The organism is Allorhizobium sp. NPDC080224 (assembly GCF_050281005.1).
GTDB lineage: Bacteria > Pseudomonadota > Alphaproteobacteria > Rhizobiales > Rhizobiaceae > Allorhizobium.
The window spans coordinates 208,679-227,558 of sequence record NZ_JBNNWJ010000001.1 but is presented as its reverse complement, the minus strand read 5'-3'; the positions used below and the strand labels follow the sequence as shown (position 1 = coordinate 227,558).

General features: G+C 62.0%; 23 protein-coding genes and 1 tRNA gene. 13 read left to right on the top strand and 11 right to left on the bottom strand.

The genetic code is table 11. The annotated features are described in order from the left end of the window. Positions 1-84: 84 nt before the first annotated feature. On the top strand, positions 85-813 hold the full coding sequence (locus ACQKP1_RS01110; protein WP_427273881.1) for an MOSC domain-containing protein: 729 nt from the start codon (positions 85-87) through the stop codon (positions 811-813). Here ACQKP1_RS01110 and ACQKP1_RS01105 read toward each other — a convergent pair. Continuing rightward, a complete protein-coding gene (locus ACQKP1_RS01105; RefSeq protein ID WP_427273880.1) occupies positions 798-2,489 on the bottom strand; it encodes an FAD/NAD(P)-binding protein in 1,692 nt (563 codons plus the stop codon). The two genes, ACQKP1_RS01110 and ACQKP1_RS01105, sit on opposite strands and share 16 nt — an antisense overlap. 163 nt (positions 2,490-2,652) lie before the next feature. On the opposite strand from ACQKP1_RS01105, the gene ACQKP1_RS01100 reads away from it, so the two are divergent. Both ACQKP1_RS01100 and ACQKP1_RS01095 read left to right on the top strand, forming a co-directional pair. After that, positions 2,653-2,886, top strand: coding sequence for a DUF2171 domain-containing protein (locus ACQKP1_RS01100; protein WP_006725089.1), 234 nt, complete (start codon positions 2,653-2,655; stop codon positions 2,884-2,886). A gap of 84 nt (positions 2,887-2,970) precedes the next feature. Further along, positions 2,971-3,651: a hypothetical protein gene (locus tag ACQKP1_RS01095; protein ID WP_427273879.1), complete on the top strand. Its 681-nt coding sequence runs from the start codon at positions 2,971-2,973 to the stop codon at positions 3,649-3,651. Between the two features lie 16 nt (positions 3,652-3,667). Here the strand turns inward: ACQKP1_RS01095 and ACQKP1_RS01090 are convergent, their stop codons facing one another. Then, the gene (locus ACQKP1_RS01090) at positions 3,668-4,069 is read right to left on the bottom strand and encodes a ketosteroid isomerase-related protein (RefSeq protein ID WP_427273878.1); all 402 of its coding nucleotides are present in this window, start codon (positions 4,067-4,069) and stop codon (positions 3,668-3,670) included. Between the two features lie 81 nt (positions 4,070-4,150). Here ACQKP1_RS01090 and ACQKP1_RS01085 point away from each other — a divergent pair, with 81 nt between their 5' ends. From ACQKP1_RS01085 to lepA, 3 genes are all read left to right on the top strand, one after another. After that, positions 4,151-4,744 (top strand): GNAT family N-acetyltransferase, encoded by a 594-nt coding sequence (locus ACQKP1_RS01085; RefSeq protein WP_427273877.1) that lies wholly within the window; start codon positions 4,151-4,153, stop codon positions 4,742-4,744. Then, positions 4,741-5,616: a carbon-nitrogen hydrolase family protein gene (locus tag ACQKP1_RS01080; protein ID WP_427273876.1), complete on the top strand. Its 876-nt coding sequence runs from the start codon at positions 4,741-4,743 to the stop codon at positions 5,614-5,616. The genes ACQKP1_RS01085 and ACQKP1_RS01080 overlap by 4 nt, the downstream gene beginning before the upstream one ends. A 75-nt stretch (positions 5,617-5,691) precedes the next feature. Continuing rightward, entirely contained in the window at positions 5,692-7,515 is a 1,824-nt protein-coding gene (lepA, locus tag ACQKP1_RS01075; RefSeq protein WP_427273875.1) for a translation elongation factor 4, read from the top strand. Positions 7,516-7,563: 48 nt separating this feature from the next. Here the strand turns inward: lepA and ACQKP1_RS01070 are convergent, their stop codons facing one another. Next, entirely contained in the window at positions 7,564-8,379 is an 816-nt protein-coding gene (locus ACQKP1_RS01070; RefSeq protein WP_427273874.1) for an NAD(P)H-binding protein, read from the bottom strand. A gap of 71 nt (positions 8,380-8,450) precedes the next feature. Between ACQKP1_RS01070 and ACQKP1_RS01065 the strand changes: the two genes are divergently transcribed. The 4 genes from ACQKP1_RS01065 (at position 8,451) to ACQKP1_RS01050 (ending at position 9,889) form a co-directional block, all read left to right on the top strand. Beyond that, positions 8,451-8,852: a winged helix-turn-helix transcriptional regulator gene (locus tag ACQKP1_RS01065; protein WP_427273873.1), complete on the top strand. Its 402-nt coding sequence runs from the start codon at positions 8,451-8,453 to the stop codon at positions 8,850-8,852. Positions 8,853-8,912: 60 nt separating this feature from the next. Then, positions 8,913-9,143 (top strand): type II toxin-antitoxin system CcdA family antitoxin, encoded by a 231-nt coding sequence (locus ACQKP1_RS01060; RefSeq protein WP_427273872.1) that lies wholly within the window; start codon positions 8,913-8,915, stop codon positions 9,141-9,143. Positions 9,144-9,218: 75 nt separating this feature from the next. Next, entirely contained in the window at positions 9,219-9,443 is a 225-nt protein-coding gene (locus ACQKP1_RS01055; protein ID WP_427273871.1) for a CcdB family protein, read from the top strand. An 80-nt stretch (positions 9,444-9,523) separates the two neighbouring features. Next, positions 9,524-9,889: a YegP family protein gene (locus tag ACQKP1_RS01050; RefSeq protein WP_203019152.1), complete on the top strand. Its 366-nt coding sequence runs from the start codon at positions 9,524-9,526 to the stop codon at positions 9,887-9,889. A 1,329-nt stretch (positions 9,890-11,218) separates the two neighbouring features. Here ACQKP1_RS01050 and ACQKP1_RS01045 read toward each other — a convergent pair. The 5 genes from ACQKP1_RS01045 to ACQKP1_RS01025 form a co-directional block, all read right to left on the bottom strand. Then, positions 11,219-12,856, bottom strand: coding sequence for a CRTAC1 family protein (locus ACQKP1_RS01045; RefSeq protein ID WP_427273870.1), 1,638 nt, complete (start codon positions 12,854-12,856; stop codon positions 11,219-11,221). Then, positions 12,853-14,166, bottom strand: coding sequence for a vanadium-dependent haloperoxidase (locus ACQKP1_RS01040; RefSeq protein ID WP_427273869.1), 1,314 nt, complete (start codon positions 14,164-14,166; stop codon positions 12,853-12,855). Before ACQKP1_RS01040 ends, ACQKP1_RS01045 begins: the two co-directional genes overlap by 4 nt. Positions 14,167-14,264: 98 nt before the next feature. Further along, on the bottom strand, positions 14,265-14,858 hold the full coding sequence (locus ACQKP1_RS01035) for a LysE family translocator (protein WP_427273868.1): 594 nt from the start codon (positions 14,856-14,858) through the stop codon (positions 14,265-14,267). Between the two features lie 104 nt (positions 14,859-14,962). After that, positions 14,963-15,667 carry a type 1 glutamine amidotransferase gene (locus tag ACQKP1_RS01030; protein WP_427273867.1) on the bottom strand — a complete coding sequence of 235 codons (705 nt, stop codon included), beginning with the start codon at positions 15,665-15,667 and terminating at the stop codon, positions 14,963-14,965. Positions 15,668-15,765: 98 nt separating this feature from the next. Further along, entirely contained in the window at positions 15,766-16,206 is a 441-nt protein-coding gene (locus ACQKP1_RS01025; protein ID WP_427273866.1) for a DoxX family protein, read from the bottom strand. A gap of 119 nt (positions 16,207-16,325) precedes the next feature. On the opposite strand from ACQKP1_RS01025, the gene ACQKP1_RS01020 reads away from it, so the two are divergent. Beyond that, positions 16,326-16,631, top strand: coding sequence for a SelT/SelW/SelH family protein (locus ACQKP1_RS01020; protein ID WP_427273865.1), 306 nt, complete (start codon positions 16,326-16,328; stop codon positions 16,629-16,631). Positions 16,632-16,661: 30 nt separating this feature from the next. Here the strand turns inward: ACQKP1_RS01020 and ACQKP1_RS01015 are convergent, their stop codons facing one another. Further along, positions 16,662-17,201 carry a hypothetical protein gene (locus ACQKP1_RS01015; RefSeq protein ID WP_427273864.1) on the bottom strand — a complete coding sequence of 180 codons (540 nt, stop codon included), beginning with the start codon at positions 17,199-17,201 and terminating at the stop codon, positions 16,662-16,664. A 14-nt stretch (positions 17,202-17,215) separates the two neighbouring features. After that, entirely contained in the window at positions 17,216-17,680 is a 465-nt protein-coding gene (locus tag ACQKP1_RS01010; RefSeq protein WP_427273863.1) for a BA14K family protein, read from the bottom strand. Positions 17,681-17,932: 252 nt separating this feature from the next. Here ACQKP1_RS01010 and ACQKP1_RS01005 point away from each other — a divergent pair. Both ACQKP1_RS01005 and ACQKP1_RS01000 read left to right on the top strand, forming a co-directional pair. Continuing rightward, positions 17,933-18,019 (top strand) — tRNA-Leu (locus tag ACQKP1_RS01005). Positions 18,020-18,190: 171 nt separating this feature from the next. After that, positions 18,191-18,412, top strand: coding sequence for a hypothetical protein (locus tag ACQKP1_RS01000; RefSeq protein WP_006725114.1), 222 nt, complete (start codon positions 18,191-18,193; stop codon positions 18,410-18,412). Between the two features lie 18 nt (positions 18,413-18,430). On the opposite strand, the gene ACQKP1_RS00995 is transcribed toward ACQKP1_RS01000, so the two are convergent. Continuing rightward, positions 18,431-18,811 (bottom strand): hypothetical protein, encoded by a 381-nt coding sequence (locus ACQKP1_RS00995; RefSeq protein ID WP_427273862.1) that lies wholly within the window; start codon positions 18,809-18,811, stop codon positions 18,431-18,433. Positions 18,812-18,880 lie beyond the last annotated feature (69 nt).

Sequence of the window (18,880 nt, the reverse complement as noted above, 5' to 3'; positions counted from 1 at the left end):
TGCCAAAGACACGCTCATGCAGAATTTCTGGAACATAGAGCGACTATCCCGCGTATGGTGATCAGTTGAAACTGGGGGATCACCATGCGCAAAATCGGTCGAGTGCGGGAAGTCTGGCGCTATCCGGTGGGTTCTCTCGGCGGAGAAGCGCTCGCCTCCATCACCGTCGCGCCGGAAGGCATCGAGGGTGACCGTCGCTTCGCTCTGTTCGATCCGGACACCGGCCTTGCCGCCGCGCCAGAGAAAGAAACGCGCTGGCGCCCCGCCCTCTTCATCACCGCCTCGCAACCAGCAACGGGACTACCTGTCCTGCGCTTTGCCGACGGCGCCGAGCATGCACTCGATGACAGCGCGTTGCCGGACCGTCTGGCAGAGCATTTCGGTTTCCCGGTCGCCATCGGGATCGTCGGGTCAGGCGATTACCGCTTCCCTGTGGTCTCCAACCGCTACGCACCGGCGCCGCTTCACCTCGTGACCACGGCTTCGGTCAGCGCGCTTGCGGCAGTTACTGACCTCCCGCCAATTGACGCACGACGCTTCCGCCCCTCGGTGTTGATCGAGACGGAAGACGATGAAGGCTTCATCGAAAACGACTGGGTGGGCCAAATCGTCAGGATCGGCGAAGCGGATATCCGCGTCACCGAAGCCTCGCGCCGCTGCGGCATGACGCTGGTTGCCCAGCCGGGCCTGGCCGAAGAGCCTGATGTCCTGCGCGGCATCATGCGCCACAACAAGCGCAATCTCGGCGTATATGCCACGCCCACCGAAGGCGTGACAATCAGGGTCGGGGATGCCGTTTACGCCGAGATCTGAAAGACGGGCGCCTTGGCTTCCGCGATATCCGCAAGGATCGCCCTGCCGACCGTCTCGCCGATATCCCGCGCGCTGGTAATCCCCTGCACGAAGGGCTCCTTGTGCAGCAGGAAGGCCACCGCCGCGCAATAGAGCCCTGCCGTTGACATCAGGCCAAGGCGCGGGCGGTAGAATTCATCGACGTCGATGCCGCCGGTGCGAACCATATCGGGATCCCGGTCGAGTGATCGGATAGCCTCGACCTTGGGTGTCGCACCTTCGCGCACGCCACCCTGTGCCACCAGCGTCGGAAAGGGCAGATCGGTCGCAGACAGCGTCTCCTGGCCAGTCGCATCGACAAAGGCACCGAAGCTATGTGTGGTGCCACCGACCACGATCTCTGCGCCGCGCTCCAAGCCGTCCTCGGCCGTGCGGATCTCGTAATCCTCGCCCAGTTTCAGGATCGACAGCTTGCCCGCACGGGCAAGCGCCAGAAGCCTGCGAATCGACATCAGCGGTACTGTCGCATAGTCGTCGATGAAGATGCCCTTGAAGTGGCGATGGAAGCGCTTCAGGTCGTTTTCATCCAGATGCGGAATGACCTTTGCCACGATCTCGTGGGTGATCAGGATCGCGTAGCGCCACGGCACGGTATAGCGCTTCAGCCTGTTCTCTTCGGCCTCAGCCAGGTTCTTCGCGGCCCAGACGAAAGGATCATTCTCGGTCCGGTCGGCGTAGTAGGCGGCCGCGAAGGTCTCGACATTCAACTGCGAAAGGCCGATGCGCGCGGCATAGTCAGGATCGCGAGCGACGATCTCGCCGCGAAAGAGGTCGAAGACCTCATCGAGCAGATCGTGCCGGCCCGTGGCAATCAGCGCATCGATCGCCTCTTCGGTGCAGACCAGGGGCGTGACATACGGGAGCGGGCAGTAGAAATCTGCCTCCGGCAGGATACCCTTGCGCGACATCAGCGTGGCCTTAAACCCTTCCGTTCCTTCGGCCGGCTGATATTGCAGGTCACCCGCCGCATCGGCGTAAAACATGCCGTGTGCCGTCGCGACCGTCATCAGCGCGTCGATGCCGCTCAGTGACGTACCGAGAATGCCGACCGCCTCATTGCGGATCGACGTCAGAACGGTCGCCGGCCACGGCGAAACGAAGTAGCCCGGCCGGATTTCCGTGCTGTCGGGCCAGTTGTGGCCGGTCGCCATGACGACATGGTCGTAGGCCGCGTCATTCTCTCCGTCGACATGGCTGACGCGAAGGCGAATGGCATCGGCCTGGATCTCGATGTCGATCACCTTGTGGCGGGCGAGCACGATGATCTCGTGACCGTGCTCGACAGCGGTTGCCCGCATCCGCTCGAACTGCGCCTGCATGTAGTCGCCGAGTACGAGACGCGGATAGAACTCCCGCTCGTCGATCGCCTCGCGCCGGATGCCGTGGCGCATCAGCGTCTCGTCGTCCTGTCGCCTCAGCCACTCGACCAGGGTCTCCGTAAACGCCGGAAGCTCGATGCTCGGGATGTTGGAGAGCATGGCGGGATCGTTCATGTCGGGATGGTAGGGCGTGCCCTTTCCCGGCTCGCCTTCCGCTTCGTAAAGCGTGATGGACAAGGGAACGGTGGAACCGATCAGTTGTTTGAACGTGTAGAGGCCGGTGGGACCGGTACCGATGATCGCAATTCTCGGAAACATATATGGGCTCGCTGTCGGCGAGGGATCTCGCGCGGGTGTCTGTCAATGCATCTGAGGCATGGATGTTCCCCTGCCTGCCTGATGTCTTGTGTGGCGAGCGGCCGGAACAAATGCCACCCGTCGCGTCTTTCTTTGGCACCCCAACCCGAGAGGAGCATGACCAATGATTTCTGCAGATCAGATCCGCGAACACATGGAAGTTCTCGCCCAGGACGGCGCCCATGTCGGCACCGTCGACCACATGGACGGCGAAAGCCGCATCAAGCTGACCAAGAACGATTCCCCTGATGGCCAGCACCACTACATTCCGCTCGACTGGGTCGACCATGTCGATCAGCACGTTCATCTCTCGAAAAATGCCGATGACGTGCGCAAGGACTGGTCCTCGATGAATTGAGGCCTATACTGGCAGGAGGCAGGGGTCGCGTGGTGACACGCGGCCCCTAACTTATGAAACGACCCCGATGGAGGAAAGAGCGCCATGTTTCTGACACTCTCCCTGCCCCCGCGTTCGGGCCTGGCCAGAGCTCGCTGCACGAGCGACATCCTGAAGCGCTCAGCCGCATTGTGTCTTCTCGGCTTGATCACATTGCAGACATCCACCGTAGCCCGCGCCGACACCAGCGAACAGCATATGGATGGCAGCGGGCAAGAAGCCATCTTCGGCTTCGGCGGGGCGATGACGCGCGAAGACATGCTCAAAAGTGCGGCCCTCATCCCTGTCGACTATGAAAAGAATTACATCATCGGCGGTGGCTACCAGCTGTTTCCCTACCAGATCGGCGGAATCAGGCTGGGCGTCGAGGCCGGCATCGCGGCCCGCTTTGGCGAAGGTTTCACCGGCGAGGTCTGGGGCGGTGGCGTTGTGCGCTATGACCAGATCCGCCTCGGCGACGGCCTCTTTCTTTCGCCTGCATTCACGGCCGGTCTGAGCTTCGTCAATAAAGCACATCCGGGCCGCGAGGCTGATGAAGAGCGCGAGGACCAGGGCAATGCCCGCGCGCTCTTTTACCTCGGGCCGGAGGTCAATCTGTCCTTTAGCGAGACCTCGAATACGGAATTCTTCTGGCGTCTGCACCATCGCTCAGGCGCCTGGCGGACACTCGGCAACATGAAGGGTGCGACGAACGCCAATGTCGTTGGCGTTCGCTACAAGTTCTGAGCCCCTAAGGCCCCGTTCAGCCGCCGACCTGGGCGATCCAGTCGGGGAGGCTGTAATAGTTGGAAATGCGGGCGACCTTGCCGTCACGGATCTCGAAGAAGGCGCCGGCAGGCAGGCGGTAGGTCTGGCCGTTTGCTTCCGGCAGGCCCTCGTCGGTTGCGAGATAGGTGCCGTTGACGATGAATTCGGCTGCACCCCGCGTGCCGTCCTCGTTGACCATCACCACCATGTCGGTGAGCTCTTCCCTGTAGCAGCGGTTCATGTGGTCCATGAACTTGGCAAAGGCGTCCTTGCCCGTCTGGCGGGCACCCTGGTTGATGTCGTGCGCGACGTCATCGGTCAGGAGTGCCAGAAAACGGTCCATGTCGCCGGCATTGAAGGCGTCGTAATAGGCGCGGATGGTGGTGGCGGCGGTCATTGGTCACTCCTCGTCGTGGAATTGCTTTCTCGGGTGGTCGCAGATGGGTATAACCACTCCGCAACGGACTGAAAACACTCTATGGCCACCACCATTCAATCCTTTTCCGGCAGCGACGCGATACCCTTCTTCGACGACCTTGCTCGGCTGAGAACTACCGTCTTCCGCGCCTTTCCCTACCTCTACGAGGGGAACCCGGACTACGAACAAACCTATCTGTCGACCTATGCCAAGTCCGAAGGCTCCATCTTCGTGCTCGCCATCGATGGCGACCAGGTGGTCGGCGTTGCCACGGGAACGCCGATGGCCGGCGAGACGGACGAGGTGAAACTCCCCTTCCTCCAGGCCGGGCTCGATCCGCACGAGTTCTTCTATTTCGGCGAAAGCGTGCTTTTGCCTCAATATCGCGGCCAGGGCATCGGCGTGCAATTCTTCGAGGGCCGCGAGCAGCAGGCCAGAAAGCTCGGCCTGCGCTACGCCACTTTCTGCGCCGTCGAGCGCCCCGCCGATCATCCGCGCCGCCCGGCCGATTACGTGCCGCTCGACTCCTTTTGGGCCAAGCGCGGCTATACCCATCACCCCGAGCTTCGCACGACATTCACCTGGCGCGACCTTGATGAGACCGCTGAAAGCCCGAAGCCGCTTTCCTTCTGGATCCGGGATCTGAACCCATGACAGCCCTCACCCTTGCCGCCTGCCAATACAAGATCGATCTGATCGAGAGCTGGGAAGATTACGTCCTCCACCTGACGGGCCTGGTGCATCAGGCCGTCGAGCGCGGCGCGAAACTCGTGCTGCTGCCGGAATATGCCGGCCTGGTGCTCGCGGGCCAGCTCGACACAGCCACCCGCTCCGACCTTCACGGCTCGATCGCCGGCATCCAGCCGCTGATCCCGGCCTGGGTCGAGCTCTGCGAGGAACTCGCCCGCACCCACGACATCGTCTTCCAGCCCGGCTCCGCACCCGTCCTCGACCCCGACGGTCAATACCGCAACCGCGCCTTCCTCTTCGGCCCCGACGGCCTTGTTGGCCATCAGGACAAAATCATCATGACCCGCTTCGAGCGGGAGCAATGGGGCATTGCCGCCGGACGCGACGGCCTCACGGCCTTCGACACGCCACTCGGCAAGCTCGGAATCCTGATTTGCTACGACAACGAATTCCCGATGCTGGCCCACACCCTCGCCGAACAGGGTGTCGACCTGATCCTCGCCCCCTCCTGCACCGACACGCTGGCAGGTGCCTATCGTGTCCGCATCGGCGCCCAGGCCCGGGCGCTGGAAAACCAGATCGCCGTCCTCTCTTCGCCCACGGCAGGAACCGCCCCCTGGTCACCGGCACTCGATGAAAACCGCGGCCGCGCCGCGCTTTACGTGCCCTCCGACTACGGCATGCCACCCAGTGGAATCTATGCCGAAAGCGAGAGCGACGAAGTCGAGGAAAGCCACTGGCTGATCACCGAGATTGATCTCGACACCGTCCGGCGCCTGCGCACGGAGGGCCAGGTCGCCACCCGCCGCGACTGGCCGGAGCAGTTCGGGGTGTGAAAAGCCCGCTTCTCCGGGCAATCGCGACAATTTCCCGCTAGGCGCGGAGAGACGTCGCTGCTATATGCGCGTGCCATGAGCACATCGTCCCGCACCCCCCTCGACCATATTCGCAACTTCTCCATCGTCGCGCATATCGACCATGGAAAATCGACCCTGGCCGACCGCCTGATCCAGTCGACCGGCGGCCTCGCCGATCGCGAGATGTCGGAGCAGGTTCTCGACAACATGGAGATCGAGAAGGAACGCGGCATCACCATCAAGGCCCAGACGGTGCGGTTGCACTACAAGGCCAATAATGGCGAGACCTATGTGCTGAACCTGATCGACACGCCCGGACACGTCGACTTCGCCTATGAGGTGTCGCGCTCGCTGTCGGCCTGCGAAGGCTCGCTGCTGGTCGTCGACGCCTCTCAAGGGGTGGAAGCCCAGACGCTCGCCAACGTCTATCAGGCGATCGACAACAATCACGAACTGGTCACCGTCCTCAACAAGGTGGATCTCCCGGCCGCCGAGCCCGAGCGCATCAAGGAGCAGATCGAGGAAGTCATCGGCATTGATGCCTCCGAAGCCGTCCTGATCTCGGCCAAGACCGGTCTCGGCATCCCCGATGTCCTCGAAGCCATCGTGCATAAGCTGCCGGCGCCGAAGAGCGAAGGCGGCGACAAGGCGCCCTTGAAGGCCCTTCTCGTGGACAGCTGGTACGACACCTATCTCGGCGTCATGGTTCTCGTCCGCGTGCTCGACGGCGTGCTGACCAAGGGCCAGACCATCCGCATGATGGGAACGGACGCAAAATACGCAGTCGAGCGCGTCGGCGTTCTCACACCGAAGATGGTGGCCGTCGATAGCCTCGGTCCCGGTGAAATCGGCTTCTTCACCGGTTCGATCAAGGAAGTGGCCGACACCCGCGTTGGCGATACCATTACCGAAGATAAGCGCCCGACCGCCAACATGCTGCCGGGCTTCAAGCCGGCCCAGCCGGTCGTGTTCTGCGGTCTCTTCCCCGTCGATGCCGCCGATTTCGAAGACCTGCGCGCTGCCATGGGCAAGCTTCGCCTCAACGACGCCTCCTTCTCCTTCGAAATGGAATCGTCTGCCGCGCTCGGCTTCGGCTTCCGCTGCGGCTTCCTTGGCCTGCTTCACCTCGAAATCATCCAGGAGCGCCTCGAGCGCGAATTCGATCTCGACCTGATCGCGACTGCCCCTTCCGTCGTCTACAAGCTGTTCATGACCGACGGCACGGAGCGCGAGCTTCACAATCCGGCGGACATGCCCGACGTGGTCAAGATCTCCGAAATCCACGAGCCGTGGATCAAGGCAACGATCCTGACGCCCGACGACTATCTCGGCGGCATTCTCAAGCTCTGCCAGGACCGTCGCGGCATCCAGACCGAACTCACCTATGTCGGCAAGCGCGCGATGATCACCTATGAGCTGCCGCTCAACGAAGTGGTCTTCGATTTCTACGACCGCCTGAAGTCGATCTCGAAGGGTTACGCCTCCTTCGACTACCATCTCGACGGCCATCGCGAGGGCAACCTCGTCAAGATGTCGATCCTCGTCAACGGCGAGCCGGTCGATGCGCTCTCGATGATGGTGCACCGCATGGCAGCCGAAAAGCGCGGCCGCGACATGTGCGAAAAGCTCAAGGACCTGATCCCGAAGCACATGTTCAAGATCCCGATCCAGGCCGCCATCGGCGGCAACGTGATCGCCCGCGAAACCATCTCCGCGCTCCGCAAGGACGTGACCGCGAAATGCTACGGCGGCGACGCAAGCCGCAAGCGCAAGCTGCTCGACAAGCAGAAGGCCGGCAAGAAGCGCATGCGCCAGTTCGGCAAGGTCGAAATCCCGCAGGAAGCGTTTATCGCTGCGCTGAAGATGAGCGACGAGTGAGGGGTGGCGGGAGCCTTTCCAAGGCTCCCGCTCGCCGTTTCCGCTTCATCACTCCACCCCGCGCGCAGCCTCAGCCGCGATCGGCAAGGTCGGCCGCGGCCGGGCAGACAGCAGGGACGGAAGATCCGTACGGCCGGAGTGCAGAAAGCCTGCAGTCGCGCTGGAGTATATCGACATCAGCATTGGCGGCTGGAAAGCATTGAGCGGCGCGCCGGCCAATGACGCACGCGCCTGTTCGAGGCTCCACGGCTGGTAGGATATGCTAAGCATTGCCGCCATATCAGGAAGGCTCCAGGCCTCGCCTCCCGACAACTCGTAGCTCGTCCCTGCATGAGCCTGCGGGTCCTTGAGAACCGTAACGGCCGCATCGGCCAGATCCTGCCTTGCCACAGGCGACAAAAGTGCTGTCCCGAACGGTGCGCGCATCACGCCATCGACCGGCGCGGCGAGCGCCCCGATCAACTCGGCATAGAGACCATTACGCAGGATCGTCCAGTCGAGCACGCTCTCCTTCAGCCGCTTTTCGGTCCAGCGATGGGCAAGCGAGAATGCAAGATGGTCACCCGTTCCGCTGAGGCTCGTATAGACGACATGTCGGACGCCGAAGCGGATCGCAGCCGCAATCACCGCATCATGGCGGCGGATGACGACATCGTCTTCCGCATAGCCCGCTGAAACCATGAACAAGGTTTCCACATCCCAGAAATCAAGGGATCGCGGGTCGTCAAAATCGATCCGGCGTCGGCTGGGATCACTCGCATCTGGCATCTGGCGGCTGCCAATGCGGATGTCGAGGCCGGCATCCCTGGCACCATGGGCGATCAAAGAAGAAAGATGGCCGGAGCCTCCGGTGAGCAAAATCATGGGTTGCGTCCTTTTCGTTGTGGGCGCATCCATCTATTGCGCCCTGAAGAACGAGGTAAGGAGGCACATTGATGTTCGCCGCGACAAAGCCGGAGATCCGCACGCTCGAACCCTGCGGCACACCGGAACACGAAGATTGCGGTCTTCGCCTCACCCTTGATCGCCTCGGTGAAAAATGGACGGTCATGGCAATTGCCGAACTGTCGGCCGGTCCGCGCCGCTACCGAGAAATCGAGCGCGCACTTTCAGGCGTCACGCAGCGCATGCTGACGCTGACACTGCGCCGTCTCGAGCGGGACGGATTGGTCGACCGTCATGTCGCACCCACCATCCCTCCCTCCGTCACCTATTCGCTTACGTCCCGCGGCATCGGCTTCTCGGCCCTCACAGCCGGGCTGGTCGAATGGTCGCGGGAACACAAGGGAGCGATCCTATCATCGCGGGAAGCCTATGACGGACGAGGCAAGGGCTGATCTGCCCATTCTCAGCGAGTTGGAGCCGTGCTAGATTTCGCTCAACGCCGGAGACCACCCATGTCGATCGAAGCCCGCAAAGCCCATGACCTAACCGTCAGCGGAGCCCTCGTTGCCGAGGCCGAAACCCTCGGTCTCGACATCACGGGCGCCGCCGAAAAGGGCATCGCGCTTGCCATCAAGGCCGAGAAAGAACGGCGCTGGAAAATCGAGAACGCCGAGGCGATCCAGGCCGACAACGACTATGTTGCAAAGCACGGTCTGCCGCTTGCCAAATACCGGCAGTTCTAACCATGGCGCGATTTCGGGTCCATCGCCTGAAATCGGAAGACCAGTTGGTCGTGGATCTCCAATCCGACTTTCTCCATGACCTCCCCACACGGGTCGTCGCAGTTGCAGCCGGTCGAAACGGTCACATGGGTGATAGCCCGCCTGACGCCTCGCTTTGAGGTAGGCGGCAAAAACTACGTCATGGCGACCCACCGTCTCGCCGCTCTTCCACTCTCTGAGATCGGCCCCTCGATCGCTGATCTCTCCGCCCGTGCTGACGAGATCACCACTGCCACGGATTTCCTCTTCCAGGGCTTCTGAGGCCTTCTTGCCCGCTCGCCCCAGTCACGCTAGCATTCGAATGCAATCATAAGCCGATGGGCAAGAGAGGGGAGACGGGCATGCACAAGTTCAAGATCCTGAAGACCGAAAAGGGCGAGTTCCGCGTCCAGTTCGTCTACAATGCCGAAATCATGGTCTGGTCGGAGAATTATGCGTCAAAGGCCAGTGCGAAGAACTGCGTCGAGTCGCTGAAGAAAAATGCGCCCGCCGCCCCCGTCGTCGACCTCACCAAGGAGGAGACGGGCAGCGGCTATCGCTTCGAGATCGACGAAGCCAAGAACGGCGAGACCTTTGTCCGCTTCCGCGCCGGCAATGGCGAGATCATGGTGCGCTCGGAAACCTACAAGTCGAAATCCAGCGCCAAGAACTGCATCGAGTCGCTTCAGAAGCGGGTGGCGGAGGCTGCGGTCGAAGAGGTGGAGTGAGCGCTGATTATGCCTCTCCCCTTGTGGGGGAGGACGACGTCGCGCAAAGACGCCATTGCCCCTCATCCGCCCCTTCGGGGCACCTTCTCCCCGCAAGCGGGGAGAAGGCCGAGACGGCCACCGCGTGGGCCTCCCTCTCCCCGCTCGCGGGGAGAGGGTAGGGTGAGGGGCTACGCCACAAACTCGGCATTTCTGGCCAAAAAAGGGGATGAATTCCAAAAATTCCCCAACAAAATCAACAAAACAAAGTTTTTTCATCCCCGCCCATTTTCCCTGTTTTACCCTAGTCCCCGTCCCGCCCTCGGATACACCTGACGATGCGATGTCAGGCGAGGCGGGGCCGGCGCCGGGGGCGAGTACTCTCGCAGGTGCAGATCCCCGGCCCGCTGCAACGGTCTCCCTCCGGACGTGGGGCTGGTAACGAAGGTGACGAGGTCGGATGCCTCTTCACCGGATACCCCGATCGGAAGGACGTGCCTCAGAGGCACACAGACAAGGCGCCCACGCCGTCGCAAACATCCAGTCGGCGGGGCGGATAAAACGGCGGGGATGAGCGCCGGGCCGCAAATGGCCAGACGATCATCCCCCGGGCGAGGGTCCCGGTCGGTATGGTGCACCATCCGCCGGGAACCTCCCGGGCCACCGGCCAGGCTGAAGCGTCATCTTGTATGACGTGGCAGCCGGACCCGCGCCCGGTCATCCTCGGGCCTGACCCAAGGACCGTCGCCGCCTTGCCAGAGAGACGCATGCAGCGGGAAGAAACGCCGAACGAGGCGCCGGAAGGAGCCACATTAAACTACTTAGACAGGTTGCTTCTGGCGCCTCGTCCGAGACAAGCATTGATCACCCGGAGGACGACGAGTCCGACCGGCGGCGAAGCTTGGGGTTTTTGACAATTGGTTTTCCCCTCACCCTGAGCTGCCGGGCGAGCCCGGCCTCGAAGGGCGAGGCCACAGATACAACAAGAAAGAGCGATGCTTCGAGGCCTGCGCTTCACGCAGGCACCTCAGCATGAGGGAGCCGAAGCACCAGCAGGGTTCTATCTCCCCCCTTGTGGGGGAGAACGGAAAATCGAAGGCTTAGGCGAGCGCAAGCCGCCTAAACTTCAGATTTTCCAAGAGAGGGGCACAGTTCCATTAGCGCATGGCCTCACCAAGCCCCCCCTCTGGCGAAATCTGAGGTTTGGCCCTGATCCGGGCCAATTTCTCTCACAGCCTTCGCGCGGCGTCGCGCTCAGGCCTCCGTTCGCTGAAATCGATTCACTGCATCGATTTCTGGCCTTCGGCCACCGCTCCGCAGTCTCCCCCACCAAGGGGGAGATATCCACCCTCACATCCCCTCGCCCGGTTTCCAGGCCCTCGGGGCCGCCCCGCGCTCGACCAGATAAAACCCGTCAGCCGCCACCGTCTGCCAATCCCCAACCTCGCCATCCGGCCAAAGCACGCGGATCTCGGTTTCTGCCTGTTCGCCCAGACCAAAGTGATGCCAGCCGGTCTTGCCGCTGACATGGCCGCCGCCGATGGTGAGCTCGCGGCGCTGCACAACATCGCCGGTTTTCACCTCGATCCAGGCGCCGCCCGCGTCGCGGTTCGGACCGTCCTGGCGCAGCGCCAGTTGCAGGAAGCGGCCAGCGCCTTCCGTCGTGTTGCGCCAGATCTCCACCGGAGACCCCTGGTTGACGACGAGGAGGTCGACCAATCCGTCGAGATTGAAGTCGGCGAGTGCGCCGCCCCGGCCCTTGGCCATCGAGGCGATGCCGGCCTTGTCGCCCATTTCGATGAATTTGCCGTCCTCGCCCTGGACGAGCAGGTTGTTGGGGTCCTTTTCGGCAAAGTCCGGCATCTCCGCGACATTGCCCTTGGCAACGAAAAGGTCAGCGCGGCCGTCATTGTTGACATCCTCGAATTCCGTGTGCCAGGCGGTCGAAGGGCGGATCTCGCCACGGGTATAGGGCCGGTGGGCCGTGGCACCCTTGGCGAAGGCGACATCGACATAAGAGGGCTTCGGCTTGCCGTCCGCGGGAATTTCGCCAAGCTTTTGCAGCTTGTTGTCGGCCATGCTGGTCAGGAAATATTCCGGATAGCCGTCGAAATCGAGGTCATGGGAAGCGATGCCCATGCCCCAGATGCGCAGGTATTTCCAGCCTTCCTCCTGGGTGTAGAGCCGTGGTGCCTTGCCCGGCGCGACATGCCACATCTGCTCCTGGCCGCCCTTGTAATATTCGCGGTCGTTGGAGACGCGCAGCGAGGGCGTGCCGGAGCGGTTCCAGTCGGTGAAGAGGATCGACAGCGGGCAATAGGAGGGATTGAGCGGTAGCGGCGGGGCGAAGCGACGCTCGGTGGCGGACAAGGGGCGATGCAGCCAGTTGTCGGTGCAGGAGCCCCAGGGCTCGAAGTCTTCGAAGCGGTCGATATAGTTGCCGATAGCGAGCGTCGGCCAGGAGTTGCCGCGCTCCCAGGTGGCGGAAAAGGCCGTCGACCAGGCGTCGCCGCCGTCAAATCCCCAGGCCTCGTTGGCGCGCTCGAAACGGCATTCGCCAAGGCCGCGCATCACGACGTTCTCACCGGAGCGCAGCAGTACGACGTCCTGCAGCCCGTCGCCATCGACATCCAGCGGATAGGCGCCGATCACCTTGTCGAGTTCGAGGCCGGACACCTGTTCGTCGAACTTGAGGGGGCCGCCAGCCTCGCTTCGGTTGAGGTAGAATTTCGCCTTGTCCTCGCCGCCAGCCAGCACGAGATCGGGGAAGCCATCGGCATTGCAGTCGAAGCTGCCGGCGCCGCCGCCGACCATGAATTCCCAGTCGCCGCGATAGGTGCTGGTGATGCCGCTGGAGGCGGTTTCGTCGGTGAAGCGGGGAACGACGGGGCCGCCATTGGCAAGCGCTGTGCCGGCTTGCAGCGCGGCGAACAGGGCGGCCGCAAGGGCGGTTCGGCGATGGTAAGAGGGGATGGCTTCGGCCGTCATCCGCGCGTCCTCAGGGCGACCGCCTTTTCGCCGATGCAGCGCCCCTGATCGAGGCCACGATCGATCGCGGCGCGGAAATGAATGCCGCCATAGAGGCGCGAAATGCCGGCTTCTTCTGCCGCGTCCCAGAAGCTCTTGAAGCTGCGGTTCGGCAGCTTGTCCTTTTCATGGGTGTTGTCGGTAAAGGCGAAGTTCTCGCCGAAAAAGGCGGTTAGCACGGTCGCTGCCGCACCGGATTGGGTGGAATGGCCGGAGGGATATTCCGGGAAGGGCGGCGTGATGAGGATCGGCTCCCATTTCGGGTCGATGACACGCTTGATATAGGTGACCGGGCGGAGCAGGTCGTATTCGAATTTCGAATGCCAGCAGCCGATGAAGGCGTCGGCGAGCGAAATCCCGAGCCGGGCAAGCAAATCGGCGTGCTCCGCAGCACTTGCATCCTGCTCGTCGAGGACCTTCAGCGCAATCACGATCCAGTGGCCGGGCGGGGTGGGCGACAGCATCGGATCATCCGACCAGAAGCGGGCGATGGCGCGCTGCTCATCGGTCACGGTGTTTACCGCCTCATAGACCTCCATCGCCTCTTTGTAAAAGTCGGAATCCTTGTCCTCGCTGTAGACGGGCGGCGCCGGCAGCGGGCAGGCATTACCGGTCTGCAGGGCGAAGGGACGGTTCTCGCCCCACTGGGGAAGAAGGGGCATTTGCTGCTGATTGATCAGACTGGTCGGCACCCAGCTGTCCTTCTTGCTCCCGAGCGCGAATTCCAGGGGAAAGCCCATGTTCTCGACCTTGGCGCCGCCGTCGTCCAGCGACCAGGTAAGGATATGCGCCGTTATGCTCTCGCCATAGGCCTGGCTGCGGGCGACGAGATCGGGGGCAAGTCCGGCGGACACTTCGGACGAGAGCTTTTCGGTCATGCGCTTCAGGGCGCGCTGACCGGTCGGACCGGTATTGCCGAAGAATTCGCGTGCGGCTGATGACAGGGCTGCCTGCATGACGACCGCCTCATCATAGGCGATACCGACCTCGCGCTGAGGTACTGGAGTGAGGCCGTTCAACTGACCGGCAAGCGAGGTCATGGTCGTGTCGCCGGCCGCCAGCGCCTCATAGGCGGTGACCCCGAGATAGGCGAAGGCGCGGCTTGCCACGGGGGGCGAATAGGTCGGCGTATGACGGACGAGTTCGAGGATCAGGCGATACCAGTCGCGCATGACCATGTCGGCGCCCACAGGGGATGCCTGGGCCGGCTGGAAGGCCAACCCGATGATGATGAAGCAGAGCGCAACCAAGCGCTTGACCACTGCCTTCATGTCCCCCTCCCACAGGTTTCTGAAGCGAACTCAATCGATTGAAGTTCGATTAAGCACGGGGGCGGATGGCTCGCAAGAGGGAGGCGAATGACGCGGGATCAAATCCAGCCGATGGCGCGGCCGGCAAGGCTCAAGGCAAAGACCGCGAGGCAGCTTGCGGCGACCCGCCCGAACAGTAGGGGGCTCGTGGTGGCCAGCCGCCGCAGCATGGCGGCGCCGGCGCTCAGCCAGCAGGTGGCGACGATGACGACGAGCAGGGAGAACACGGCGAGATAGGGGAGCGGCCGGAACAGTGCTTCCAGCGAGCCCGTTCCGGCGGCGGGAACGAGGGCGAGCCCGATGATCAAGGCCTTGGGGTTGAGCACCGTGGTGGCGTAGACGGCAGCCGCCGTCGTTCCACCCTGCGCATTGGCCGAGGGCGGACGCATCCAGAGCCGGGCGGCGAGCAGCAAGACCCAGAGGGTCGAGGCGAGCTTGATGCCAAGGGCTGCAGCCGGCTGATCAATGAGCAGTGGCGCGGCCAAGAAGACAAGCGGAACGATGGCCGTGAGATAGCCGGCGCATTCGGCACCGATCAGCGGCAGCGAGGCCTTGATGCCGCGCGTGGCGCCTGAAACGGCAAGTAGGGTATTCGTCGGCCCCGGTGTCAGCAGAAGGAGCAGGACGGCAAAGGCAAAGGTGGACAGGGACAAAGCAGAACTCCGATCAGTGAGGTCGGAGATAGCAGGTCGGATGCTGCGGCGGCTTGATGTCGGTCAAACCCGGCGAAGGGAGCCGCGTGACACGGGAGATGCGCTTAAGACGGGCGGATCTGCCGGGCCCAGGCACGGGCGAGCGCCAGCCCGGCTTCATCGGAGAGCTGCCCGTCGGTGGGTTCGAGCTCTCCGTGACGGGATAGCCAGCCGGGTTCCTTGCGTTCGATGACCTCTGGGAAATGCGTCATCCAGTTGCGCACGACGTCTCGATTGGCCTCGAAATGGAACTGGAAGCCATAAGCAGCGCGGCCGATGCGGAAGGCCTGATGGCGGGCCGCTTCGTTTTCCGCGAGATGAAGAGAGCCTTGCGGTAGGGTGAAGGTGTCGTCGTGCCACTGGAAGGAGAGGAAACGGTCGGGCATGGCAGAGAGCACCGGATCCTCTTTGCCGGCCTCGGTGCGGCCGATGCTGCGCCAACCGAATTCCGGGGCGGCGCCGATCAGGTTATCACCGCCATAGGCGCGGGCGAGCAACTGGCTGCCAAGACAGATGCCGAGCACGGCTTTGTCGCTGTCGCCGAAGCGGCGCATCAGGCTTGCGAGCGCCGGCAGATAAGGATGCTTTTCGTCGTCGCGGGCATTTTGCTCGCCGCCGAAGACAACGAGGGCGTCATGCGCGCCAAACTCCGGGAGAGGTTCACCCGCATAGGCGCGGATCGTGATGATCTCTGCTCCGGCTTCGGCCAGGGCGATGCCGACCTGACCGGCTTCGGTGACTTTGGTATTCTCGACGATGGCAACGCGCATGGGGAATCGGATCTCGTGGGCTGTTGCTTCAGAGAAAGCATGCGCCTGCGATCACGGCAAGACGGGAGGGCGGCGCTTGAAGCCCCCTCCCCCAGGCTTCAGAAGGTTCTCTTCAGGCGCGCATCAACCGACTGGCTGTTGCCGCCGCGAATCACGAAGAAGAAGGTGATCGCCGCCCAGAGCAGTGATTTTTCAGCCCCGGAGAAACCCTGATCCAGCTGGATCCAGTGGAAATAGACCGTGACCAGCAGGACGATCGTGGCTGCAAAGGCCGCCGGGCGGGTGAGGAGACCGATTGCGAGCAGGATGCCGCCGAAGAATTCGGTGATCGCCAGGAGCGGCGACCAGAAGACGCCAGGATAGAAGCCGAGGCCTTCGACCATCTGGACGGCGCCGAAGGGATCGACGATCTTGCCGGCGCCATGGATGACCAGGAAGCCACCGGCCACCAGACGCAGAAGGGTTTCGACCCCTTCGTGACCGGAACGATAGACGGGGGCAAGGGCGGGAACGAAAAGACGGTTCGGTTCAATGGACATGAACAAACTCCAAAATGACAATAACCTGCGCCTCATGGCCGAAGCTTCGGCGCGTGGCAATTGGACGCACGAGGAAAAGTTGATTAGACGGGTTAACTTATCCGTGAAGTGAGGATGTATTGATGGAAAAACCCCGGATTTCGATCACCTACTGCACCCAATGCAACTGGCTTCTGCGGTCAGGCTGGATGGCGCAGGAACTGCTGCACACCTTTGCTGACGATCTGGGCGAAGTGGCACTTATCCCTGGCACGGGCGGGATTTTCGAGATCAAGCTGAACGACGACCTGATCTGGGAACGCAAGCGTGATGGCGGTTTTCCAGGCCCGAAGGAGCTGAAGCAGAAGGTGCGGGATGCCATCGATCCCGAGCGTGATCTCGGCCATGTCGATCGTGGGAGCCGCAACGAAGGGCTCGACACATAGTGAACGAGTTCCGTCGCCACCAGTCGCGGCTTACTCGCTCGCAGCCGACAGCCTGTGCAACTCCACATATTGTAGATACCTAGCTTTGTTAGCCAGATCGGCCTCGCTAACAACGAGGTCCTCCAGCGCGCCGGTTTTTGCTGCTACTGCTTCCCTCAGAACAACTAAGAGCCCCTTTAAGACCTGCTCTAGAGCACGCCCATTTTCCAGAAAAGAAGTTAGAAACGCGACGCCATTGGTGCTTTCCGCATCACCGAATGCAGTGTGGAACTGGCGGAAATAGTTATGAACGAGAAGATTCCGATCGGAGACAAAGTTCTCGAAATCCGGAGAAGCTAACAGCAAACGTCCAGTGAACTTGTTGAGGTCCCCTAAAGTCGCCCTCATTGATTTAAAGTCACCTCTGAGGAACTGCTCTGCGGTCAAACCCTTAAATTTTCCGCTCCGGTTGAATTCCGGCTGATCGTTCAGATGGGCTATAATGCCGTAAAGCGCAAATTCAATCTTCTGCGCCTGATACACCGCACAACCAAGCAAAGTGTACTCAGTGCCATCAAGATTGGTAGTCATCTGAAACCCCGTTCTCAATAGAAGGGCGATTGGCAGACCTTGTAGTAGCCGCTCGACGAGAGGAACTGGTTGGTGCGGGGATTGTAGGAACGGTAGCGGTTCAGGCACCAGTCGACATGCCGCTCCCAGGACCGACGCGGCGGACGGTAACCCGGATCCTCGTAAACCGGCGGGCGCGGGCGCGGACGGTAGCCGGGTTCGACATAGACAGGCGGACGCGGCCGTGGGCGATAGACCGGCGGTTCGTCATAGACGGATGGCGGATAGTATTCCGGTGGCAGAGGGCGTGGACGGCGCGGCGGCGGGCGGTCCCAGGTCTCGTAGCAACCGGAGAAGTCGCAGACGAGATCGATCTTTTCCACATCGGAACTCTGTTGCGAAACCGGTGGCGTCGGCTTCGTCATCGCAGCCTCCGCCACGGAGGTGAAAAGCTGGGCACCGGCAAGCGCCACGGCCACAAAAGCGGATCGAATCGTCATATGGTCATCCCGTCGTTTATCCCGGCGGCGGGCAAACCGCCTTGCCGACCGAAAGATAGAGCGTTTCGATCACGGCTTTTTCACGACAGCGTTATCCGTGGCAAACTGTACAAAAGGCTTGTGTCTCAACGCATCTGCGAATCCGCTTCCGGCTTTTCCCGCCAATCCGGCAGACGCCTTCATCGCCCCGACATGAAAACTTCAAAAAGCCGGTTGACAGGTCGGAGCAGTCCCTTTACACGGCTCCTCGTCGCCCAGATGGCGGAATTGGTAGACGCGCCAGCTTCAGGTGCTGGTACTCGAAAGGGTGTGGAGGTTCGAGTCCTCTTCTGGGCACCAAATTCCGATTTGAGATCAGCAGCTTATGCGAACCTCAAACACTTTGAAAAGCCCGGCTTGCCGGGCTTTTTTCTTGTCTGAAATTTCAGTTTCCGGTGCTGTCGCACTGTCGTTTCCAGCGCGATTTTTCACGCATTCCCGAGCACCCCAAGACCGCCACAAGGACAGACCATGGACGAGACCGTCGCCATCGAAAGCCGCAGCGAATTCGCCCTTTGGGCGATCGAACGTGCCAAGGAAATTGTCGCCCAGGAGGGCACGGCGCTGGCGCTTGCGGCGCGCGATATGGACGAGGAAGGGTTGCGCGAGGCCGGCCACAAGCTCGGCGGCGCGATCAGCGAAGCGCTGATCGAAGTGTTCGACGGTTTGCTCGGTCAGGACGATCAGGGTTGATCGCCCCGGAGCGGGATATCAGTCGATAACCCTTGGGTTGACGCCGGGATACCACATGCGGCCGGACCGCGGCGGCTCGGTGCCTTCATAGACAATGCCGTTCTTTTCGCAGCGGTAGACCGTGTAGGGCAGACTGTCGCGCAGATCACGGCGACCGAAGTGATGGCGGTTAGGGACAACCGTCCGCGTTTCACAACTGACGTTTTCACCGAACTGGTTCACCGGATCCTGCGGCTTGACACCCGGCAGGTCCTTGAAGCTTTCCTGGCCGGCCCTGCCCCAGGCGATGCCTTCGGAGGCTGAGGCGGGGGCGACCGCTGCGAAGACGGCCAGCGATGCCAGCACCAGAGCCGTGCTGATCTTGGTGGAAGTCTTGTTCTCTTGGCAGACCGGCAGCATGGGCAATCTTCTCGTCAGCTCTAATGGTGCCGATATAAGCGCTCGCCACGGCTGCACCAAGACCGGGAT